Source organism: Pontibacter kalidii (assembly GCF_026278245.1).
In the GTDB taxonomy this organism is placed as follows: domain Bacteria; phylum Bacteroidota; class Bacteroidia; order Cytophagales; family Hymenobacteraceae; genus Pontibacter; species Pontibacter kalidii.
Map to the genome: position 1 here is coordinate 4,953,551 of NZ_CP111079.1, position 21,469 is coordinate 4,975,019.

Sequence of the window (21,469 nt, forward strand, 5' to 3'; positions counted from 1 at the left end):
TTAATTTGTACAAAGTTATTGTTTTAGCTTTTAACTAACGAGCGTTGTGAAAAATATTGTTACTGTATCAATTCTGGCTTTTGTTTTTTTGCTGTGCTCCTCTAACACCCTTGAATTTAAGAAAGAGTACAAAGTTCGCACAGTTGTGATTGATGCCGGCCATGGCGGCAAAGACGTAGGGTGCAACGGTAAATTCTCGCATGAGGCCATTGTCGCGCTCGATATTGCCAAGCAGGTAGGTGCCCTGATAGAGAAGAACGTGCCTGGGGTGAAAGTTGTTTACACCCGCACTGAGGATAAGTTTGTGGAACTGATAGACCGCGCCGGCATAGCCAACAAGAATAACGCTGACCTCTTCATATCCATCCACCTGAACGCGGGCCCGCCCACTGCTTACGGCACCGAGACCTATACCATGGGGCTTCATACTTCCAACGGGAACCTGGAGGTCGCCAAGCGTGAGAACTCCGTAATCCTGCACGAGGAGAACTATGAGGCCAATTACAATGGCTTCGACCCGAACTCCCCGCAAAGTCATATTTTGTTTGCCCTGCACCAGAGCGCCTACATGGATAACAGCCTTCGCTTCGCCGAAAAAGTGGAACGCGAGTTCAGCACCCGTGCCGGCCGCAAAAGCCGCGGTGTGAAGCAGGCAGGCTTTCTGGTCCTCTGGAAATCATATATGCCGAGCGTGCTGATCGAGTGCGGCTTCCTGACCAACCCTACAGAAGAAAAATTTCTTAACGATAAGACCGGGCAATCGTATATTGCATCAGGTATATATCGTGCCTTCCGGGAGTATAAGCAAGAGATGGAGGCGATGAACTAAGCACACCCCTACGTGAAAATATCAAAGGAACTTAAAGTTGCGCTGCTGGGAATTGCGGCACTGGTTATCCTATACTTCGGGTTCATGTACCTGAAAGGGTCAGACGTGTTCTCTGACTATCGCCGGTACTATGTTGTTTACAATAACGTAGACGGACTTACGCCTTCTAATCCTATATTTCTGAATGGTATACCGGTAGGAACGGTGCGCGACATGAAGCTCCTGACCGATCAGGATAACAAAATCCGGGTGGAACTGGAGGTGATGAAGGAGTTGCAGGTAGGAGATTCCACCATTGCCGCCATCGGCAGCTCCGACATCCTGGGAAGCAAAGCCATTACCTTATACTTAGGCAACAGCTCCACGCTGTATGAGGGCGGCGAAACGCTTATCCCATTCACGCAAAGCAGCATCACGGAGATGATCTCAACCAAGACAGTACCGATCATCGATAAGGTGGATACCACGCTGGCACGGATAAACCGCCTGCTCGATGCGGAGGCAAAAGGCAACATCCAGGATATCCTGGCCAATACGGCAGCCTCCACAAAAGCTGTAAACGATCTGCTGCGCGCCAACCAACAGAACATCAACCAGATCACCGGCAACATAAACGATCTGACCAACTCCATGAAGTCGACGCAGCGCCACATAGACCGCCTGGCGCTGAACATAGCTGAGATTACCGACACCCTGAAGCAAGTGGAGATTAACCAACTGGTGAACAACGCCAATGAGGCAGTAAAGGAGATGCAGGCTGCGGCAGCCCAGCTAAACTCGACCGAGGGCTCCTTGGGCAAGCTGATGTACGACGAGCAGCTGTATGAGAACATGAACCGCTCCACGCAGGCACTGAACCTGCTGCTGCGCGATATACAGGCCTATCCGAAACGCTACGTCAGCTTCTCTGTGTTTGGCCGCAAAGACAAGTATAAAGTAGACGAGACCGGCCGTGTGATCACCCTGGAGGAGGTGAAGGAGCTGCAGGATCAATACCCGGAGGAGTTCAGGACCGTGCCCGATACGGTTTATGTGCCTGTGCCTAAAGGGGATAATGTGAAGGCGGACACACCCGGCAATAAATAAGCAAGCTACATGTGAAAATTGTATATTTGTAGAATCCGCTTTTATGGGCGGATTTTCGCATTTTATACTTTCCTGAAAACTAATCAACCTAACCCTGGATGGATATCGAATTCAACAAAAACGAGGACGCACTGAAGCAGCTGGTCTTCCAGCTGAATAGTAGACTGAAGAAAGTACACCTGGGCGGTGGTGAGAAGCGCATCGAGAAGGAGCACCAAAAAGGCAAAATGACGGCCCGCGAGCGTATAGACTACCTGCTGGATGAAGGCAGCGAGTTCCTGGAGATCGGGGCTTTTGCCGGAGACGGCATGTATGAGGAGGTGGGTGGCTGCCCGAGCGGCGGCGTGGTTACCGGCATTGGCTACATTAAGGGCCGCCAGTGCGTGGTGGTGGCCAACGATGCCACCGTAAAAGCGGGGGCCTGGTTCCCGATTACGGCCAAGAAGAACCTGCGCGCCCAGGAAATCTCCATTGAGAACAAACTGCCCATCGTTTACCTGGTGGATAGCGCCGGCGTGTTTCTGCCGATGCAGGATGAGATCTTCCCGGATAAGGAGCACTTTGGCCGCATTTTCCGCAATAACGCCGTGATGAGCTCAATGGGCATCGTGCAGATTGCCGCCATTATGGGCAGCTGTGTGGCAGGAGGCGCTTACCTGCCTATCATGAGCGACGAGGCCCTGATTGTGGAGGGCACCGGGTCGGTTTTCCTGGCCGGATCATACTTAGTGAAGTCCGCTATCGGCGAAAGTATAGACAACGAAACGCTGGGTGGCGCGACCACGCACTCGGAGATATCAGGCGTTACCGACTACAAGTGCAAAGACGACCAGGAGGCGCTGGACCATATCCGCAACATTTTTGACAAGATGGGCGACAAGCCGGTGGCCGGCTTCAGCCGCGTGGCGCCTGCCGCGCCAAGGCTGGATGAGAAAGAGATCTACGGGCTGCTGCCATCCGACCGCGTGAAGCCTTACGACATGATGGACATCATCCTGCGCCTGGTGGATAACTCGGAGTTTGAGCCCTACAAAGAGCTTTACGGGCAGACGCTGATCTGTGGATTGGCCCGCATAGACGGCTGGGCCGTGGGCATTGTGGCCAACCAGCGCAAGATCGTGAAGAGCAAGAAAGGCGAGATGCAGATGGGCGGCGTTATCTACTCCGACTCTGCTGACAAGGCCGCGCGCTTTATCATGAACTGCAACCAAAAGAAGATACCGCTGGTGTTTCTGCAGGACGTGTCTGGTTTTATGGTAGGCAGCAAGTCGGAGCACGGCGGCATTATCAAAGACGGAGCCAAAATGGTGAGCGCCATGGCCAACTCGGTGGTGCCGAAGTTTACGATCCTGATTGGCAACAGCTACGGGGCCGGCAACTACGCCATGTGCGGCAAGGCCTATGACCCGCGCCTGATCTACTCCTGGCCAACGGCGCAGCTAGCCGTGATGAGTGGTGCCGCAGCGGCCAACACGCTGCTGCAGATAGAGGTCTCGTCTAAGAAGGCGAAGGGGGAGGAGGTAAGCCCGGAGGCGGAGAAGGAGCTGCTGGAGCGCATCACCAACAAGTATAACGAGGAGCTCTCACCCTACTATTCCGCTGCCCGCCTGTGGATAGACGGCATCATCGACCCGCTGGAGACGCGCAAGGTCATCTCGATGGGCATCGAGGCGGCTAACCATGCGCCTATCGAAAAGCCCTACAACGTGGGCGTGATCCAAACCTGAGATTATACCGCGGCGGTGAATCAAAACTAACGGAAGACGTGTTATAAATTTATACTTTGCGGGCAGCCCCTTTAAGGGGGCTCCTGTAATTTTAGTTTTTATTACGGAGGAGAAGTGACAAAAGGAGAAATTAAGGCGCTGATCTCGCTGCTGGACGATAGCGATTTTGAGGTGGCGTCGTATGTGGAGAAGCAGATTGCTTATTTAGGCGAAGGTATCATTCCGTTTCTGGAGGAGGAGTGGGAAGAAACTCTGAGCACAGACCTGCAAAAGAAGATTGAAGACCTGATACACAACCTGCAGTTCGACGGGCTGACCAAGCGCCTGCTGGACTGGAAGAACAAGGGGGCTGAGAACCTGCTGGAGGGCATGTTTCTGGTGAACTCCTACTTGTATCCGGACGTAGATTTCGCCGCCATCAACAAAGCCATAGACCAGCTGTACTTTGATGCCTGGACGCACATGAAGGACGAGATGCACCCCTACGACCAGGTGAAGTCGCTCAATAACGTGCTGTTCCGGGAGAAGCGCTTTTCGGCCAATACCAAGAACTTTCACTCGCCGGCCAACTCTATGCTACACCTGGTGCTGGAGACCAAGCGGGGCAACCCGCTTACGCTCTGCGTAATCTACATGACGCTGGCGCAACGCCTGAACATGCCGGTATACGGCGTAAACCTGCCCAACCTGTTTATACTTACCTATAAGCTAGGGGATCTGCAGTTCTACATCAACGTGTACAACAAGGGCCTCATCCTCAGCAAAGCCGACATCGATAACTACATTCTGCAGCTGAGCCTGAACCCTGTGGATATCTTCTACGAGCCCTGTGCCAACATCGACATCGTGAAGCGCGCGCTCCGCAACCTGGCCTTCTCGTTCGAGAAGATGGACGATCCGGAGAAAGCCACCGAGGTGAATAAACTGCTGGACGCTATGATGGATGAAGGTGCCGGGATCTGATCTTAATGTATAAAGGCAGCGGCCGCTCTTACTATAAGAGCGGCCGCTGCCTTTATATCTTATACTACTAAAGTAAGTTTAGTATTTCTTGATCAAACAGCCCGTGGCGCGCTTATCGCCGGCGGAAACAGGGCGGTTAGCCAGAATTTCGTCAATCACGCTGCGGAGGTAGAAGTTCTTCACCCCGCTTTCCATCTGTGGGTTATCATCAATTGCCCCTTTATACTTGAGTGTAAACTCGCCGTCCGTGTTGTGCAGCACGAACACCTCCGGAGTTTTAGTGGCACCGAACTGGCGGCTCACCTTCTGCCCTTCGTCTGCCAGGTATGGGCTATAGTTTCTGCTGGCCATCTCCTGCAGGGTTTCGCCCGCATCGCCGGCGCCGGGGTTGATGAACACAAACTGCACGCCCTTCGAACCATAGTTGCTGGCCAGCGTTACCAGGCGGCTTTCGTAGAGCTTGGCATACGGGCATTGGTTGTTGGTGAACACCAGCACTACGGTCTTGGCATCGGCCATTTCGCTTAGCGTTACGCTTTGGTTGTCGGTGCCCTGTAGCGTGAAGTCAGCCACTTTATCACCCACTTTGTATCCCCCGGATTGGGCAAAAACGCCTACCGAAAGCAGCAGGGATGTGAGTAAAGGGAATAACTGTTTCATGTCTATCTGTGTTTAGTCTGTGGGAACGGGTTGCTTGTCTATGCAGTAGGTGAGGATGTGGTTTTGCACCACCTCAAAGCTAATACGGTACAATTTAGAAAAATTTTCAGTATTCACATGGCCTTGCAGCATATTTGGGCTCCCGGTAGGCGCTATGGCCAGGTTCTCCTTAAATATCAGTTGCTTACGACTGTAGAGTTTGTATAACGTTTCCTTGGCGCTCCAGTACAGGCAGGTATTTTGCTCACTTGCCAGCGTTTGGCTCTTCTCATTATCGGTCAAAAACTTATCCTGCACGCGCAGCGCCTTCGGTGATACCAGTTCAATATCTATGCCAACCTCGTGCTCATCAGAAAGTATAACGGCGGCAAGCTGCGGCGAGTGCGAAATAGATACATGGAAGCGGGAGTCGGGGAAGTATGGCTTGCCGTACTGGTTGCGCAGCAGCTGGATGGGGCGTGTGGTAAACTCCTGCAGCAACCTGTACACCAGCACCCGGCTGGCCAGCCACTCCCGCTGCCGCTTGGGGTGCACCTGCTCCAGGCCCTCCTCCACAGCCACATAAGCGGGCAGCGCGGCCCGCAGTTCCTCCACCGGCTCGGTCAGCTCCCAGAGGCCCAGTCTCGTGTGCCCGTCCAGTTGTTTGATGTATAGCAGCGGCATAAGCAATAAAGTATGATTACAGCGTTTTTAAAGTATGGCACGGCTGTTTAGCTGTATTTGTTGTAAATTTAGGCTAAAATTACAGAACACCCGAGAGGATAGGCGGCATGGCAAGCAAAGTACAAGTTGAGAAGGTGGCAACCCTGACCGGGCACCGCGACAGTGTGTATACATTGGTGCAGGCAGCGGAGGAGCATCTGTTCTTCTCGGCCGCCGGCGATGGCATGGTGGTGGCCTGGAACATGCAGGCGCCCGACACCGGAGACCTGGTGGCGCGGGTAAACGCATCTGTGTACGCGCTGTGCTACCTGCCGGAGCGCCACCTGCTGCTCATCGGGCAGAACCGGGAGGGTGTGCAGGTGATCGACCTAGAGAGCAAGCAAATACTGAAGTCGGTGCCGCTGCCCAAGGTGCCCATTTTCGATATACTTCATACTTCGGAGGCGGGCAAAATATTTGCAAGTATGGGCAGCGGGGGCGTGGCGGTGCTGGATGCGGAGACGTTCGAGCTGCAGACCATCATCCGGAAAGCCGACAAAAGCGCGCGCAGCCTGGCCTACAACAAGTATAGCCATGAGCTGGCCGTGGGCTATAGCGACCATAAGATCCGTATTTTCGACGCTGAAAATATGGAACTGAAGTATGAGCTGACCGCGCATACCAACTCCGTGTTTACAGTGGCCTACTCGCCCGACGGCAAGCTGCTTTTGAGCGGTGGCCGCGATGCGCACCTGCGGGTGTGGGAAGTAGAGCAGCATTATACCGAGCGGGGATACCTGATCGCGCACATGTACACCATCAACCACATTACCTACAGCCCGGGCGGCGAGTATTTTGCCACCTGCAGCATGGATAAATCCATAAAACTGTGGGACGCGCAAACCTTTAAGTTGCTGAAAGTGATTGATAAAGTGCGTCATGCGAGCCACGGCACCTCGGTAAATAAATTATTTTGGTCGGCTCACCAGAATCAGTTAGTTTCGTGTAGCGATGACCGCACCATTTCGGTTTGGGATATAAATTTTTGAGTTATGAAGATTACACCGTTAGAGATCAGGCAAAAGACGTTTGAAAAGGCATTTAGAGGACTGGATAAGGATGAGGTAAATGCATTTTTGCTGACGCTCTCGCAGCAGTGGGAAAAGCTGCAGGATGAGAACAAGGACCTGCGCATGAAGCTGGACGCGGCGCATCGCGAAACACAGAAGCTGCGCGAGGTGGAGTCATCGCTCTACAAGACATTAAAAACCGCCGAAGACACCGGGAACAGCATACTGGAGCAGGCCAAAAAATCGGCTGAGCTGCAGGCCCGCGAGTCGGACCTGAAGGCCGACGAGATGATGAACCGCGCCCGCAACGAGGCCCGCCAGATGCTGGAGGAGGCCCAGCGCCAGTCGGAGCGGGTGATCGCCGAGATGCAGCAGCACGTGAAATCGCTCGACCAGGAGTGCCGCCAGATGGAAGGCTACCTCGACCACCTGGTGCGTGACCTGCGCCACCTGGCTAGCGAGACGCTGGAAAACGCCGAGAAGGCCAAGGCAAAACCTAAAGCCGGCACACACAGTATTCTTTCAAAAGCAGCCAATACCGAGGTTAGCCCTTCGGAGTTGCTCAAAAACCTGAAAGATATGGATAAGACATCAGATAACACCACATACCAGTTGCCGCAATCAACGGCCTCTAATGCACCCGTAGTTGTGGCTAGCGCCGCCGCTACCCACGACACCATCGGTGACCCGGCGCCAGACGTAACGCAGCCGCATCCGGAGGTGCCAAACCCAACGACTCCAGTGCCTGACGTGCCTTCGCCGGAGATACCGCAGCCAGCCCCAGACTACCCGGGCCGTGTGCCTGCCCCGGACATTGAGCAGCCGGTACCGGAGATTCAGCCGGTGCAGCCAGACAAGCCGGAGATCCAGCCACCGATGACGGAGCCGTCGCGTAACTCCTTTGTTACCAATGGCGCTGCCGTTAAGCCGGCATCAGGAGGCTCTTTCTTCGACGAGATAGGCTAAGCAGCGGATGGGGCAGATCGCGCTGGAGGGCATGGAGTTCTTTGCCTTCCATGGGTTTTACGACGAGGAGCAGAAGATCGGCAACAAGTATGGCATCGACCTGATCATTAACACCGACCTGCGCCGCGCCGCCGAATCCGATAACCTGGGAGAAACAGTGAATTATGAGGTGCTGTATGCGCTGGTGCTGGAGGAGATGAAGACTCCAGCCCGCCTACTGGAGCACTTGGGCCACCGCATCATCGATAAAGTGTATGAGCGGTTCCCGTTTGTGCAGTCCGTGAAGGTAAATGTGTACAAGTTTAATCCCCCGCTCGGCGGCATCTGCAAATGGGCCAAGGTTACTTTAGAGGAGGCCAGGTAAAAGACTTACTTATTGATAAAGAGCAGTCGGTTCAGTGATGGATCGGCTGCTTTTGTTTTAGCAGGATTTTATACTTGCTGCTCCTATAGCCTCCTTGGCGCAAGTGTCCCTTGTGCCTTGATTAGCCGCTGCTTCCTACAATTTGGAACTAGCTTTACTTACTAGCTGCTGCTCATCCACGGCTTTACAACCTGCTCGTTTCATAGTATACTTTGGCTCCCTCATGGCCGGGAGGCCTCGTCCTTTGGCATCGCGCTGTCTATTGAAGCTGCTCCTCGCTGCCGCTCCGGGCTGCTGAGCAAGCTCAGCACCGCAACAATAGAAGGCGCTCACCCCAAGGACTGGGATCGGATTCGATAGCTACCGCTGACGGAGCTTGAACAGAGCTCCCCTCCTTGGCTAAGGAGGGGCAGGGGTGGTTGGACCCGGTGCTACAGAATTCCTAGTGCTCCTCCAAATTATATCATAGAACTAAAACAGAATTTCTTGCCTTCTACTTAAAACCATGAACGAGGCAAGATGGGCAAGCTAAAAGAAAAGATTGCGTTAAGTTCGGCAGAGGAGGCAGAGCTCAAGCGTCTGGTAAGCAAGGGCAAGCACGCTGTGCGCAAGGTGAAACGGGCGCAGATACTGCTCAGGCTGCACGAGGGGCACAAGCATGTAGACATCGCCCAAGCGGTAGGCGTGAGTCTGGCAACGGTGTACAATATCCACGACCGTTACCTGGCCACCAGGCTTCATGCCGTAGAGGAGAAGCCCCGGCCTGGCCAGCCGCGCAAAGTAACCCCCGAAGTGGAGGCGGCTGTCACCCGCATCGCCTGCAGTCAGGTGCCAGGGGGCCACTCCCGCTGGACAGTCTCGCTCATAAACGAGAGGGTGGTGAAGCTGGGCTACGAGCTCAATGATGAGACGGTGCGGCTGGTTTTAAAAAAAGCAGGCTTAAGCCCTGGCTCAGGAAGCAGTGGTGCATCGGCCAGGTAGATGGCTAGTACCTGGCCAACATGGAGGATGTGCTGGAGCTCTACGGGCAGGAGCCCAGCGAAGGCAAGGCCAGGGTATGCTTTGATGAGCGGCCCTGCCAGCTACTGAACGACGTGGTGGAGCCGTTGCCCCTGAAGGAAGGCAAGCCAGGCAGGACTATGAGTATGCGCGCAAGGGCACGGCTGTTATCCTGCTGGCCTATGACATAGACACGGGGCAGCGGTACGTGCAGGTAAGGGGGGGCGCACCAAGCAGGATTATGCCCAGTTTATGGAGTGGCTGGCAAAGGAGCATTACGCGCACGTGGAGCAGGTAGCACTAGTGCAGGACAATCTTAACACCCACAGCTACGGCTCATTCTACGAGAATCTGCCCGCTGCCGACGCCAGGGAGCTGGCCCGCAAGTTCTGCTTCCATTTCACGCCAAAGCATGGAAGCTGGCTCAACATGGCTGAGATAGAGTTCTCGGTGCTGGCCAGGGAGTGCCTAAACAGGAGGATTGGCAGCATGGAGGAACTGGAAGAAGAGGTGCTGATATGGTGTGAGAAGCGTAACAGAAAAGCATCTAAAATCCATTGGAGCTTTACCGTCAACACCGCCAGAGAAAAGCTGGCAAAACAATACCAGAAAGTAAATACAGACAACCCTTTGTCTAAGAATTAAATTGGAGAATCACTAGTTGCTCTTCGGGATTTATAATCCCGAAGCACTTAATATGAAGATTTGCAATCCGACTTTTAGTTTTTCGCCGCAGTTCTACAGCTGGCAAAGTGTTAAATCAAATTGCAAATCCGAAAGAGCGGACGCCAGGGGTGGGTTTATACTTGTAGGGACAGGTCGCGACCTGTCCGCACGATACCGGCGGCTATAAAACTCATACTTTAATATGAGCAAGTAAGCTCCCTTTCCTGTTTTTAGGAGAGGGTGGGAGGGAGGTGAAAATTTCCCTCCTTAGTCAAGTCTCGGATCCCGAACTTGCTTCGGGAGAGGGAGGGAGTGGTTGAACCTTGTACTGCAAAATTCCTGCCTCAGTGGTTATGCTTTGTAGGCACCAAGGAGCTGTCTATACCAACCGCAACAGCTCGGCCGCCGCGGCGAAGGCCGATTTCCTGCCAGCCTTCACCTCTTCGGCTATACCTGGCAACAGCTGCTTTACCTGCCCATGTGCATAAAAATTGTCTTCCAGCCCCTGGCGTATGGCCTCATACATCCACTGCAGGTTCTGGTCGTGACGTTTTTTCTCGAAGAAGCCATTGCCCTTGGTAAGTGCCAGGTACTCGACAATGGTTTTCCAGATGGTGTCGAGACCGGTATTCTGTAAGGCCGAACAGGTGCTCACTTTGGGCATCCAGCCGGAGGCAGCCACCGGGTAGAGGTGCAAAGCGCTCTGGTACTCGGCGCGGGCACCTTTGGCTTTGCTAACGTTCTCCCCATCGGCCTTGGTGATGGCAATGGCATCGGCCATCTCCATGATGCCGCGTTTGATACCCTGTAGCTCGTCGCCGGCGCCGGCCAGCATCAGCAGCAGGAAAAAGTCTACCATGGCATGTACCGCCGTTTCGGATTGGCCTACGCCCACGGTCTCCACAAAAATAGCGTCGAAGCCTGCCGCCTCGCAAAGCAGAATGCTCTCGCGGGTGCTGCGGCTCACGCCTCCCAGCGACTTGCCTGCCGGCGAAGGGCGGATAAAGGCTTGTGGATTGATGGAGAGGGAGTCCATGCGGGTTTTATCACCGAGGATGCTGCCGCCGGAGCGCTGGCTGGTGGGGTCGATAGCCAGCACGGCCAGCTTTTTTCCCTGCTCCTTGATCAGGTAATTGCCGAAGGCCTCGATGAACGTGCTTTTTCCCACGCCCGGCACGCCGGTTATGCCAATACGAATGGAGTTGCCGGCATGCGGCAGCACCTGGCTGATGACCTCTTGTGCCAGTTCCAGGTCAGAGGCAAGGCGGCTTTCCACCAGCGTGATGGCGCGGCTCAGCATCACGCGGTCACCAGCTAAAATGCCTTCAACATATTTCTGGGAGCTAAATCGTTTGGCCAAGGGGATGGGGTTTGGTGTTCGCAAATCATACTCTTTTACAAAATTAAGATTTAAAGGTTGCCCCGCCAGTTAAAGTGACGCAACGGCTCTAAAAGCATGAATAACTATACTTTCTATGCATCGTGTAGCTCTGTGGTGTGGTTGGCATGGAAAAAATTATACCTGATCATGAACCTAAAGGCTATACTTTAAGTTGGGCATGCAAGTATAGTTCTTATCATCCCGAATTTGTATATTTCCAATTTAATGAGATTGCCTTTTACGAGGAAACCCTGGCTGCTGGCTCTTGTCTGCACGGCTATGCATACTGCTGTATTGGCACAATCAGAGCACAGCAGTACTGAAGCCACAGGGCGTGGAGGTGTTGCCAGCACCTTTGTCAATGATTACCAGGCTATCGGAATCAATCCTGCCAACCTCGGCCGCAGTAGCCATACTTTATCCTTTACCTTTCTGGAAGGAGGGTTAGGCGTCAGTTCAAGGGCCTTTACGCCTGATATCATCCGTGATTTCAGAAGCAGTTCCGCTACAGAAGGAGAGCTAGGCATAGCGAAAAGGAGAAACTATGCCAAGGCGTTCGCCTCGGATGACGTGCTGCATGTGGGCGCAGACCTGAGTACGTTTGCCATTGCGGTGAATCTGCCAAAGCTCGGAGGCTTTGCCATTAGTAACCGGCAGCGCATGTTAGGGCACGCCGGTTTTAACAAGAACTTCTCCGAACTTCTGTTTTTAGGACAGGATGCTCCTATCGTGAAAGAGGCAGGGAATGAACTGGTGTATGTTTCCGACGTCTTCGAAGGAACAAAGCTGAAGGTGTCGTGGCTGCAGGAGTGGAACATTGCTTTCGGTCGCCAGCTCATCAACCTGCCAGGGGTTAGCATTTCGGGTGGTGTAGGATACCGCTACGTTCGTGGGCTGGCGCTGGGCGAATTTCAGGTGCAAAACGGGCAGGTGAAAGCACATGGTTCGGTTACGCCTACACTGGCCAGAGGAAATGAATCCTACATAGAGAATCCGCTATCAGCCCTCACCGAAGCAGGGAAAGCGCTAACACCTGTAGGACAGGGGCATGGTTTTGATTTTGGACTTTCTGCAGTCATAGCGAAAGATGTGAAGGTGGCCGTCTCTGTCACGGACATGGGTTCGGTGCGCTGGACTGAGAACCTGTTTGTGGGAGAGGACAGAGGATTTGCGCTGTCTGACATTAAGAGCAGCGACAGCTATACGTTTGACCACGTGATCGACATGGCAGAGCAGGTTGTGAATACGGCTATGGAGTTTACTCCGCAGGACGAACTGACAACAAAGCTGCCCACGCGCCTCCGGCTCGGAGCGGGCATGAAAGTAGCCAGTAATGTGGAGCTTGGCGTAGATTACGTGCATGCCCTGAATGACGCAGCCGGCAACCTGACGCAGGATTTTGTGGGACTTGGAGTAGATGTGATGCCGACGCGGTTCCTGCGCCTAAGTTCGGGCGTGTCGACCGGTGCGGGCGAGAAAGTTAACCTACCTATCGGAGTGACCTTTGTGACGCCGGTTTACGAATTCGGCCTGAGCACCCGCGATATCACTGCCCCTCTATCCAACGAAAACCCGGGAGCCTCACTTGCTTTCGCTTTTCTCCGCTTTAAAGTAGGGCCGCTGTAGCAACCCAAGTGCTGCGGGAGCAATGTCCCGAAGTGCAATAACCGGTTTTCAGTAAAAGGGCCGGCTTCTGAGAAAAGAAGCCGGCCCTTTTGCTGAAATTTATACTTTACTTACCTAAGCCCTGCGCAAAGTTAGGCAGTCCGAGGTCGCTTTTCTGCTTGCCCAGGTGAAAGCCCTCGTCCACATAGTTGGCCGCCTCGCCTTTGGCATTCGGGTTTTGGATCACGCCGAGGTAGGAGTTGTCCTGGCGGGCCACGTAGATCTTGCCGTCCGGCCCCACCTGCAGCGCCCCAATGCGCGGGCTTTTAGAGGTGCCCACCACTACCGCTGACTTGGCTATGGCGTCTGCTCCTCCCGCTTTCAGATCGAACTGCACGATCTGCGCCTTGCCACCGCCCACACCATTTGCTGTGCCATACAGTTTGCTGCCGTCCGGCGAGAAGACCACACCATAGGCTTCCTCAAACCCCTTCAGCAGGATAGGATCGGATACTTTACCGGTGCTACGGTCGAAGTGCAGGATCTCAAAGTTGCTGTCGGCATCCCACAGGGCAGAGGCCAGTTTGGTGCCATCCGGCGAGGCGTTCAGGTAGCCGATCGCCTTACGGTTAGCACCGCCATGTACCGTGCCCACCAGACTTAGTATTGGCCTCGTCTCCACGCCATCCTTGTTCACCAGAAAGGCCATGTAGCCGTTGCTGTTCCAGCGGTGCGCTATTACCCACCAATCGCGGTTGTTGCTGTGGCGCACTGCTGTCAGTTTCTCGGTGGCCGGGGCGATGAGGAAGTTGTTGCGCGAGGTGATATCGCCCTTGCCTTCCTGCTTCGTCATATCCACCACCGTATAGCGCAGACCATCGGATTGCGCCTGGATATCGGTGGTAAAGATATAGTAGATGCTCTCGCTGCCGGGCTTGGGGAGTATAAGGGCCGACTGCGTGGAGGACTTGCCGCCCATCAGACCGTTGCCGTTGGGCATCACGCGATGCTCCCGGTTCCAGACGGTGATGCCGTTGGTGTAGAAGAGCAGGTTGCCCGCCGCGTCGGAGATTGTGGCACTGCCTTCTTCGGTAAAAAGCCTGCTGTTAGTGGCAGTGGCGGAATCGCCTTTAAAGATGATACCGGCCCCTTTGCCGAAGTACCAGTTGTTGCGCTCGCCCTGCGCCAGTGCGGCAAAGCTGCTGAGGGTAAGTATGGCGGCCGCTGCCAGTTGTCTGAGTCTGATCATATCAAAAGGTAAACGTTTTATGGCAGTGTAAAGTACAAAAGGAGTGCCAAGTGAAATTCGTCGGAGCAAAAACATAGCCCCTGCCATAAACGAAAAAAGCAGGTATTACCCTGCTTTTCCTTTTCTTCAGATTTCATTACTGCGTTGTTGTGGCGGTGTCTTCCTCTCCGGCCAGCACATCGTTTATGGTGGCTGAGTCGGCGCCTGTGCCGGGTTTATCGCCATCAATCGGAGCCCCGGTTTCCTGTGTTTCCCCGGTTGTAGACTCGGGCGGCATTTCTGTGTTTCCGCCGTGCTCGCCGCCGCAGGAGATAAGCAGCAAAGAAGCTGAGAAGAGTACCGCGGCAGTGTATTTTATACTTTTGATCAACATTGTTTCCTAGCTTTAGTTCTTTGAGATTGTACGTCCTAAACCATGTTTTTGATTTTCGGCAATCAAATCTGGTGATAAGGCACACTTGTGAAAAGAAAAGAGGCGCAAACTATTGCGCCTCCTCAAGCATAGGTTTAATGATAGTCTTAGTGCTGCAGTTCCAACTCCTTTAGATCTGCCTCCAGCAGTTGCGGGTGCAGCGAGAAGAGCTTGAGCAGTACACCGTTCGTCCAGCCGAAGCCGTCTTGGTTCGGGTATTCGCCGCCGCCGGCCTGGAGGCTGATGTCGGTTACGTTATACTTCTCCATAAGCTTGCCGGTGTTGCGGAATACCGTCACGTTCAGCTCTGCCCAACGTTGCGCTACAGTATCGGCCAGCCTGTCGTGTTTATAGTTGCGGAGCGCCTGTATACTCATCCACTGCAGCGGGGCCCATCCGTTTGGGGCGTCCCACTGCTGGCCGGTGCGGTGCAAGGTAGAGACCAGGCCACCAGCGTGCAGGAAGTCTGCCTCCAGTTTTTGCGCCACCGCAGCTGCCTGCTTCTTTTTAGCCATGCAAAAGTACAGCGGGAATACAGCGGCCAGCGAAGGAATATCGGTGGTGGCACCTTTTACGAAATCATAGTCGTAGAAGAAATCAGCCTCATCACTCCAGTTATACTTTAGCACGGCGTCGCGGCGTGCTTTGGCGCGGCGCTCAAATTCCCTGGCTTCGGCTCTGTCGCCATTTAGCACGGCCATCTCCTGTAGTGTCAGTTCCACGTGGTAGAGCAGTGCGTTCAGGTCTACGGGGATGATCTCGGTCGTATGGATGGTGTTCAGGTTCTGGGCATCGGCAAACCAGCGGCTGCTAAAGTCCCAGCCCGATTCGGCGGCTGCGCGAATGTTGCGGTATATTTCTTCCGGGCTTCTGCCCGACTCCTGCGCCAGCTCCACATCCTCGCGGTATGACTCGGGGCGCGGCTCCGGTTCATCGTCCCAGTAGCGGTTCAGGATACTGCCATCCGGCATGCGCACTACGCGGCGGTGCGAAGGGTTAGCGGTTGACAGCTGCTCTGCGCCATCCATCCAGAAATCATACTCCTTGCTCAGAGCAGGGGCATAGGTTTTGAGCACCTCACGGCCTTTCTGCTGCGTCAGCACCCGCAGCATGAGCGCATAGAATGGCGGCTGTGAGCGGCTGAGGTAGTAGGTGCGGTTTCCGTTTGGTATGTGGCCAACCGTGTTGATGAGGTGCGTGAAATTATCGACCATACTTTGGATGAGCTCCGTTTCGCCGCTGGCCTGCAGGCCGAGCATGGTAAAGAAGCTATCCCAGTAATAGATCTCCCGGAAACGCCCTCCCGGCACAATGTACTTCTTCGGCAGCGGAATAAGGGAGCCGCCGTCGGCACCGGGCTCGCGGGTAAGTACAGGCCAGAGGCGCTCGATATGCTGTGTTACCGAAAGGCTGGTGTCGGTAATGAAGCCGGTGTCCGGTGGAGTGGGCATCTGGAAATATGACTTCACAAAAGCCTCCAGGCTAAAGCCTTGCTGGTTTTTCTGTTGCTGATAGGTCTCTAAGATCTGCTTAGGCGGCGCCAGCGGCACGGCATCCGGAAAGGTTTTGGAGTCCGGGAACACATGCTGCAGCTGTACCTGCTCAAACAGCTCGCCTAGGTCCTGCTCCGGCCGGTACAACTCCTGTGCCCGCAGCGGCTGTATAACGAAGGTAAACGGTAGTAGTAACAGAAGGCTAAAAGTTAAGGTGCTAAAAGTATACTTCATATCCTGCTTTGTTTATATATGAGTGATTCATTACTCATACGTAATACAGAAGCAAGGCGGCAAGTATACTACTCGAACGGGTAACGCACAAACGAAACCTGGCTCATGGCATCTTTTTCATACCTGGCTACAGCAAATTCTTGGTATCGTGCTTCAAAGTTCGTGTCGCCAGGGTACACCTCGGTAGGTACTGGCCTATCTTTCAGGAAGAAGTATACTTTGGTGTTGCCATACTTGGTGTGCGGCATGTAGTCTCCGTAGGTCTGCATCTGCTCCCAAAGCGTGTCGTCCACTGTAACCGCATAGATCCTGACCACAGGGCCGGTGTTATTCTCGTTGCGGTACATGGCCACTTCTTTAAAATTCCCTTCCAAGTCATCTACACTGGGTAAGGACATGGTATCATAAATGAACCAGCCAACAAGGACAACAGAGAGGGCAATGAGGATGTGCTTTAATTTCATGGGGTGAAGTACGTCATTCTGCAGGTATAAACCAGTGGGAGGGGGGATTGTTTGTTTTTATCATTCTGACAGCTTACAAACCTGATGTAGGAGATACTGGCCTTGTCTACTTGCCTAATCTACTAACTATTTCTATCACCTTTTTTGCTCTAGTTGAAGTAATGTTTTAGGAGAATAATAGCATATTTTGAATAGATTGTAGTGGAATTATTTAAAATGGTTGTACTTTGTTTTTATAGGTGATCTACTATATTTGCACAAATTTTCAATCAAATTAATTAATCTGAAAACAAACGTATGAAACAAAGATTTACAACTGGTGTACTCATGATGCTCGCTGTTTTTGCCCTTTCATTCACATCATGTAAGGACGATAAGGAAGAGGTGAAGCCTACGGTAGAAGAGACGGAGATTGCCTGCAAAATGACAAGCCTTGCTTTTGATGGAGAAGAACCGGTTACGCTTAAATACAATGAGCAAGGAAACATCAGCGGGGTAAGCCTGACCTTGAGTAATGGTGACGGTACCTCCAATACTTACACTACTACTTATATTTATGATGGTAAACATCAATTAATAAGACAGGAGAGCTACACAGATGGGAAAATGAATGAGTATACCACTTATGAATATGAGAACGGGCTACAGATTTCTGCTAAAAACTACGAGTACATAGAAGGAAGTGCCGAAGGAGACCTTTTGACTACCAGAACTTATAAGTATGATGCTGAGAAACGAGCAGTAGAAATAACTGTTACCTACCCAAGCACAGAAGATAACTACTTTGGAGGCAGAAATATCACCTCCAAGATTACTTACGACAGCAATGGCAATATTGAAAAGATAGATCGCTACAACGACGGAGTTTTAGTGAGCAGCGCAGTTTACACAGGTTATGATGACAAGCTTAATCCGTATTCAGTGGTGAAAGGCCTTTTGACGATTGATGAGGAAGTGCTAAGTAAGAATAATCCGGGCAAGAGAGCAGCGTCTTATTTCATTGATAGTGATGGCGACGGAGTTATGGAAGATAACGGAGGTTCCGTGAGTACCTTTACCTATGAGTACAACAGCGAAGGGTACCCGGTTAAAATCACTAAAGTATATGAGGGCTCTGATGACCCAGATGTGACTACTTATTCTTATGAATGTAAATAGGGAGCTAAGAAATAGTAGCTCAGTTTGCCGTTAAATAAAAACTAAAAAGGCTCTCCTGATTTTCAAGGAGAGCCTTTTTAGTTTATGTAAAATGAAGGCTGAGAATAAGTTTAAGAAATGTTTGGTCAGCCGGCTCATGATAGGCGGCAGCGTAAATATTAAATCCGCAGTTGAACCAAATCAACTGCGGATTTATACTTTTAACTCCCAAACTCTCTAACTCTTCACTTGCTCCATTAGCTTCTCCAGAATGTGCTGCGCTGCGACGGAGATGATCGTTCCCGGACCGAACACACCCGAAGCACCGGCTTTAAACAGGAAGTCGTAGTCCTGGGCCGGAATCACGCCGCCCACGATGACTAAAATATCTTCGCGGCCGAGCTGGCGGAGCTCTTCGATAAGTTGCGGCACCAGCGTTTTGTGGCCGGCTGCCAGCGAAGATACGCCCACTACGTGCACGTCGTTTTCGGCGGCCTGCATGGCTACTTCGGCAGGCGTCTGGAAAAGTGGCCCAATGTCCACGTCGAAGCCGAGGTCGGCGAAGGAAGTGGCGATTACTTTGGAGCCGCGGTCGTGGCCATCCTGGCCCATTTTGGCGACCATGATGCGTGGCCGGCGGCCTTCGAGTCCCTCAAACTGATCGGCCAGGGCTTTGGCGCGCTGGAAGTTTTCGTCGTCGGTTATTTCTGCTGAATACACTCCTGATATGGCTCTGATGACTGCTTTATGTCTGCCGTATACTTTCTCCAGGGCATCGGAAATTTCGCCTAAGGTAGCGCGGTGTCTGGCGGCTTCAACTGCCAGGTCCAAAAGGTTCTCCTGCCCGGATTGTGCTGCTGCGGTTAAGGCCTCTAATGCCTTTGCTACAGCCGCTCCGTTACGTGTTTCTTTTACATGAGCCAGGCGGCGCAACTGCGACTCTCGTACAGCGGTGTTGTCGATGTCGAGGATCTCGATTTCCTGCTCGTGCTCTGGTTTATACTTGTTCACCCCCACAATAATATCTTTGCCGGCGTCGATGCGGGCCTGCTTGCGGGCAGCAGCTTCCTCGATGCGCATTTTTGGAAGACCAGTCTCAATAGCTTTGGCCATGCCGCCCAGTTCTTCCACTTCTTCAATCAATGCCCAGGCGCGATGTGCCAGTTCGTGCGTCAATGCCTCTACATAGTAGGAGCCGCCCCAGGGGTCTACCACTTTGCTGATGTTAGTTTCCTGCTGCAGGTAGATCTGCGTATTACGGGCAATGCGGGCCGAGAAGTCGGTAGGCAGGGCAATGGCTTCGTCCAGGGCGTTGGTGTGTAAACTTTGTGTGCCGCCCAGTGCAGCAGCGAGTGCCTCCACGCAGGTACGCGTTACATTGTTGAACGGGTCCTGCTCGGTCAGGCTCCAGCCCGAAGTCTGGCAGTGGGTGCGCAACGCCAGCGATTTTGGGTTCTTCGGGTTAAACTGTTTAATCAGCTTTGCCCAAAGCATACGCGCGGCGCGCATCTTGGCGATCTCCATGAAGTGGTTCATGCCAATGGCCCAGAAGAAAGACAGACGCGGTGCGAAATCATCGATATCCATCCCTGCTTTCAAGCCGGTGCGCACGTACTCCAAGCCGTCAGCCAAGGTATAAGCCAGCTCCAGGTCGGCAGTAGCGCCGGCCTCCTGCATGTGATAACCCGAAATAGAAATGGAGTTAAAGCGTGGCATCTTCTGGGAAGTATAGGCAAAGATGTCGGCGATGATCTTCATACTTGGCTCCGGCGGGTAGATGTAGGTATTGCGCACCATGAACTCCTTCAGGATATCATTCTGGATGGTGCCACTCAGTTGCTCCGGCTTCACGCCTTGCTCTTCTGCGGCCACAATGTAAAAGGCCATGATGGGCAGCACGGCCCCGTTCATGGTCATCGAAACCGACATCTCGCTGAGCGGGATCTGGTCGAAGAGGATCTTCATGTCCTCCACCGAATCGATCGCTACACCGGCTTTGCCCACATCACCCACTACGCGGGGGTGGTCGGAGTCGTAGCCACGGTGCGTGGCCAGGTCAAAGGCTACCGAAAGGCCTTTTTGCCCGCCGGCCAGGTTGCGGCGGTAGAAGGCGTTGGATTCCTCGGCAGTAGAGAAACCGGCATACTGGCGAATGGTCCAGGGTTTTTGCACATACATGGTGCTGTAGGGCCCGCGCAGGTAAGGGGGCAGACCAGCAGCAAAATCGGTGTGCTCAAAGTGCGCGGCATCCTCTGCAGTATAAAAGCTCTTCACCTTTATCTGCTCCGGCGTTTTCCAGGGCTTCGGCTGCTGCGGGTCTTTCGGACCGTGCTCCGCGGCGGCTATTTTGCTTATAGCTATCTTCGAAAAATCAGGCTTCATGTGTTTCGTTTTGAATGAGTGATGGAGTGAATGAGTGAATCTATTATCAATTCATTCGCTCATCAAAATTCAGTCATAATATTTAGCTTACGGATAATCCGGGTTCTGTAACCAAGTCGAAGCGCTGTTCTATCAAAGGTTTACCAAAAGCCTCGGAAGGCTTCTCCTCCGTCAGCCTGAACCCGTAGCGCTCGTAGAGGGCGATGGCCGGCTCCTGCTCATGGGTGGTCCAGAGGTAGGACGAAGTATAACCTTTCTCTCTGTAGAAGGCCATGTACAGTTCCATCAGCTTTTTGCCTAATCCGATACCGCGGTACTCCGGTTCCAGTAAGAAGAACCGCAGCTGGGCTGCGTTTCCGGGCCGGTGCGTGAGACAGATGGTTCCTACAATTTTGCCTTCGTGCTCTGCCAGCCATATCCGGTCTTTGTCGGGGTCGTACTGGCTGTAGAACTCGTAGAGGCCGTAGGCCACGTAGCTCTCAAACTCCAGCCCATAGTTGCACTCGTTTTTGTAAATGGCACCGTGGCGGTACGTGATGTAGCCAAGGTCACCGGGTTTCAGTTCTGTTCTGAACGTAAGGTCACTCAGTTGCATTCTTTTAATTTTGTTTGAGTGATTGAGCGAATGTGTGAATGCGATTTAAAATTTGCTCATTCACTCAAGCACTCATTCACTCATTTATTTTAACTCGCGTGTTCTGAAGTAACAACCCAGCGCCCGCCGATGTTTTTCCATACTTGCGATGATACGCCGCCCATCAGCCGCTTGCCGTCCAATTCAATCTTCCAGCGGAAAACAAAGTATACGGCCTCGTTGGATACTTGCTCGATGTGCAGCGGCTCGAAAGTATAAACGCCCATCTGGCGACGGTCCTGGAAGTCTTGCAGAAACATCTCGTATACTTCCTGGTAACCCTTTTCGGTGCCGTTTTTGCTGATCCAGAGCATCTGCGGCGAGTTCCAGTAAAAGGCCATGGCCGTTTCTAGGTCACCTTTGTTCCACGCGGAAATCTGGCCTTCCAACGCCTGCTTTACTTCTCGTACGGCATCGCCTTTGGGCATGGTAAAGGAAGTATGTATAGTGGCCGTGGGCATAGTTTAGGTTCGATGGAGCGAATGAGTGCTAGAGAAAGTCAATTC

At 53.0% G+C, this 21,469-nt stretch carries 21 protein-coding genes and 1 pseudogene; 12 read left to right on the forward strand and 10 right to left on the reverse strand.

Translation table 11 applies throughout. The features are described 5' to 3' along the window. Window positions 1-46 precede the first annotated feature (46 nt). From OH144_RS21040 to OH144_RS21055, 4 genes are all read left to right on the forward strand, one after another. A complete protein-coding gene (locus tag OH144_RS21040; RefSeq protein ID WP_266204215.1) occupies window positions 47-829 on the forward strand; it encodes an N-acetylmuramoyl-L-alanine amidase family protein in 783 nt (260 codons plus the stop codon). 12 nt (window positions 830-841) lie between these two features. After that, entirely contained in the window at window positions 842-1,915 is a 1,074-nt protein-coding gene (locus OH144_RS21045) for an MlaD family protein (RefSeq protein WP_266204216.1), read from the forward strand. A 98-nt stretch (window positions 1,916-2,013) separates the two neighbouring features. Beyond that, window positions 2,014-3,642, forward strand: a complete 1,629-nt coding sequence (locus OH144_RS21050; RefSeq protein WP_266204217.1) for an acyl-CoA carboxylase subunit beta — start codon at window positions 2,014-2,016, stop codon at window positions 3,640-3,642. Between the two features lie 114 nt (window positions 3,643-3,756). Continuing rightward, the gene (locus OH144_RS21055) at window positions 3,757-4,605 is read left to right on the forward strand and encodes a transglutaminase-like domain-containing protein (protein ID WP_266204218.1); all 849 of its coding nucleotides are present in this window, start codon (window positions 3,757-3,759) and stop codon (window positions 4,603-4,605) included. A 78-nt stretch (window positions 4,606-4,683) separates the two neighbouring features. Here OH144_RS21055 and OH144_RS21060 read toward each other — a convergent pair whose 3' ends face one another. Next, window positions 4,684-5,265 carry a thioredoxin family protein gene (locus tag OH144_RS21060; protein WP_266204219.1) on the reverse strand — a complete coding sequence of 194 codons (582 nt, stop codon included), beginning with the start codon at window positions 5,263-5,265 and terminating at the stop codon, window positions 4,684-4,686. Window positions 5,266-5,277: 12 nt separating this feature from the next. Further along, on the reverse strand, window positions 5,278-5,928 hold the full coding sequence (locus tag OH144_RS21065) for a 4'-phosphopantetheinyl transferase family protein (protein WP_266204220.1): 651 nt from the start codon (window positions 5,926-5,928) through the stop codon (window positions 5,278-5,280). 107 nt (window positions 5,929-6,035) lie between these two features. Here OH144_RS21065 and OH144_RS21070 point away from each other — a divergent pair, with 107 nt between their 5' ends. The 6 genes and pseudogenes from OH144_RS21070 to OH144_RS21095 all read left to right on the forward strand — a co-directional run. Beyond that, window positions 6,036-6,956 carry a WD40 repeat domain-containing protein gene (locus OH144_RS21070; RefSeq protein ID WP_266204221.1) on the forward strand — a complete coding sequence of 307 codons (921 nt, stop codon included), beginning with the start codon at window positions 6,036-6,038 and terminating at the stop codon, window positions 6,954-6,956. A gap of 3 nt (window positions 6,957-6,959) precedes the next feature. Then, window positions 6,960-7,943 (forward strand): DivIVA domain-containing protein, encoded by a 984-nt coding sequence (locus OH144_RS21075; RefSeq protein ID WP_266204222.1) that lies wholly within the window; start codon window positions 6,960-6,962, stop codon window positions 7,941-7,943. Between the two features lie 7 nt (window positions 7,944-7,950). Beyond that, on the forward strand, window positions 7,951-8,307 hold the full coding sequence (folB, locus tag OH144_RS21080; RefSeq protein WP_266204223.1) for a dihydroneopterin aldolase: 357 nt from the start codon (window positions 7,951-7,953) through the stop codon (window positions 8,305-8,307). A 519-nt stretch (window positions 8,308-8,826) separates the two neighbouring features. Then, window positions 8,827-9,288, forward strand: coding sequence for a helix-turn-helix domain-containing protein (locus OH144_RS21085; RefSeq protein ID WP_266204224.1), 462 nt, complete (start codon window positions 8,827-8,829; stop codon window positions 9,286-9,288). Between the two features lie 20 nt (window positions 9,289-9,308). Then, window positions 9,309-9,497: a hypothetical protein gene (locus OH144_RS21090; protein ID WP_266204225.1), complete on the forward strand. Its 189-nt coding sequence runs from the start codon at window positions 9,309-9,311 to the stop codon at window positions 9,495-9,497. Between the two features lie 37 nt (window positions 9,498-9,534). Next, a pseudogene (locus tag OH144_RS21095) lies at window positions 9,535-9,951 on the forward strand (transposase); the annotation flags it as partial. A gap of 400 nt (window positions 9,952-10,351) precedes the next feature. Here OH144_RS21095 and meaB read toward each other — a convergent pair. Beyond that, the gene (gene meaB, locus OH144_RS21100) at window positions 10,352-11,332 is read right to left on the reverse strand and encodes a methylmalonyl Co-A mutase-associated GTPase MeaB (protein WP_266204226.1); all 981 of its coding nucleotides are present in this window, start codon (window positions 11,330-11,332) and stop codon (window positions 10,352-10,354) included. A 300-nt stretch (window positions 11,333-11,632) separates the two neighbouring features. Between meaB and OH144_RS21105 the strand changes: the two genes are divergently transcribed. Beyond that, entirely contained in the window at window positions 11,633-12,979 is a 1,347-nt protein-coding gene (locus tag OH144_RS21105; RefSeq protein WP_266204227.1) for a DUF5723 family protein, read from the forward strand. Between the two features lie 106 nt (window positions 12,980-13,085). Here the strand turns inward: OH144_RS21105 and OH144_RS21110 are convergent, their stop codons facing one another. The 4 genes from OH144_RS21110 to OH144_RS21125 form a co-directional block, all read right to left on the reverse strand. Beyond that, a complete protein-coding gene (locus OH144_RS21110) occupies window positions 13,086-14,207 on the reverse strand; it encodes an NHL repeat-containing protein (RefSeq protein WP_266204228.1) in 1,122 nt (373 codons plus the stop codon). A gap of 136 nt (window positions 14,208-14,343) precedes the next feature. Continuing rightward, complete coding sequence (locus OH144_RS21115) at window positions 14,344-14,580, reverse strand: hypothetical protein (protein ID WP_266204229.1); 237 nt, start codon at window positions 14,578-14,580, stop codon at window positions 14,344-14,346. Between the two features lie 146 nt (window positions 14,581-14,726). Then, on the reverse strand, window positions 14,727-16,346 hold the full coding sequence (treF, locus tag OH144_RS21120; protein WP_266204230.1) for an alpha,alpha-trehalase TreF: 1,620 nt from the start codon (window positions 16,344-16,346) through the stop codon (window positions 14,727-14,729). 68 nt (window positions 16,347-16,414) lie between these two features. Next, entirely contained in the window at window positions 16,415-16,810 is a 396-nt protein-coding gene (locus OH144_RS21125) for a hypothetical protein (RefSeq protein ID WP_266204231.1), read from the reverse strand. Window positions 16,811-17,107: 297 nt separating this feature from the next. Here OH144_RS21125 and OH144_RS21130 point away from each other — a divergent pair, with 297 nt between their 5' ends. Further along, window positions 17,108-17,968: a hypothetical protein gene (locus OH144_RS21130; protein WP_266204232.1), complete on the forward strand. Its 861-nt coding sequence runs from the start codon at window positions 17,108-17,110 to the stop codon at window positions 17,966-17,968. Between the two features lie 216 nt (window positions 17,969-18,184). Here the strand turns inward: OH144_RS21130 and scpA are convergent, their stop codons facing one another. The 3 genes from scpA to OH144_RS21145 all read right to left on the reverse strand — a co-directional run bounded on the left by scpA (window position 18,185) and on the right by OH144_RS21145 (window position 21,424). Further along, window positions 18,185-20,329 (reverse strand): methylmalonyl-CoA mutase, encoded by a 2,145-nt coding sequence (gene scpA, locus OH144_RS21135; RefSeq protein WP_266204233.1) that lies wholly within the window; start codon window positions 20,327-20,329, stop codon window positions 18,185-18,187. 82 nt (window positions 20,330-20,411) lie between these two features. Further along, window positions 20,412-20,924: a GNAT family N-acetyltransferase gene (locus OH144_RS21140; protein WP_266204234.1), complete on the reverse strand. Its 513-nt coding sequence runs from the start codon at window positions 20,922-20,924 to the stop codon at window positions 20,412-20,414. An 89-nt stretch (window positions 20,925-21,013) separates the two neighbouring features. Then, window positions 21,014-21,424: a YybH family protein gene (locus OH144_RS21145; RefSeq protein WP_266204235.1), complete on the reverse strand. Its 411-nt coding sequence runs from the start codon at window positions 21,422-21,424 to the stop codon at window positions 21,014-21,016. Between the last annotated feature and the right edge of the window lie 45 nt (window positions 21,425-21,469).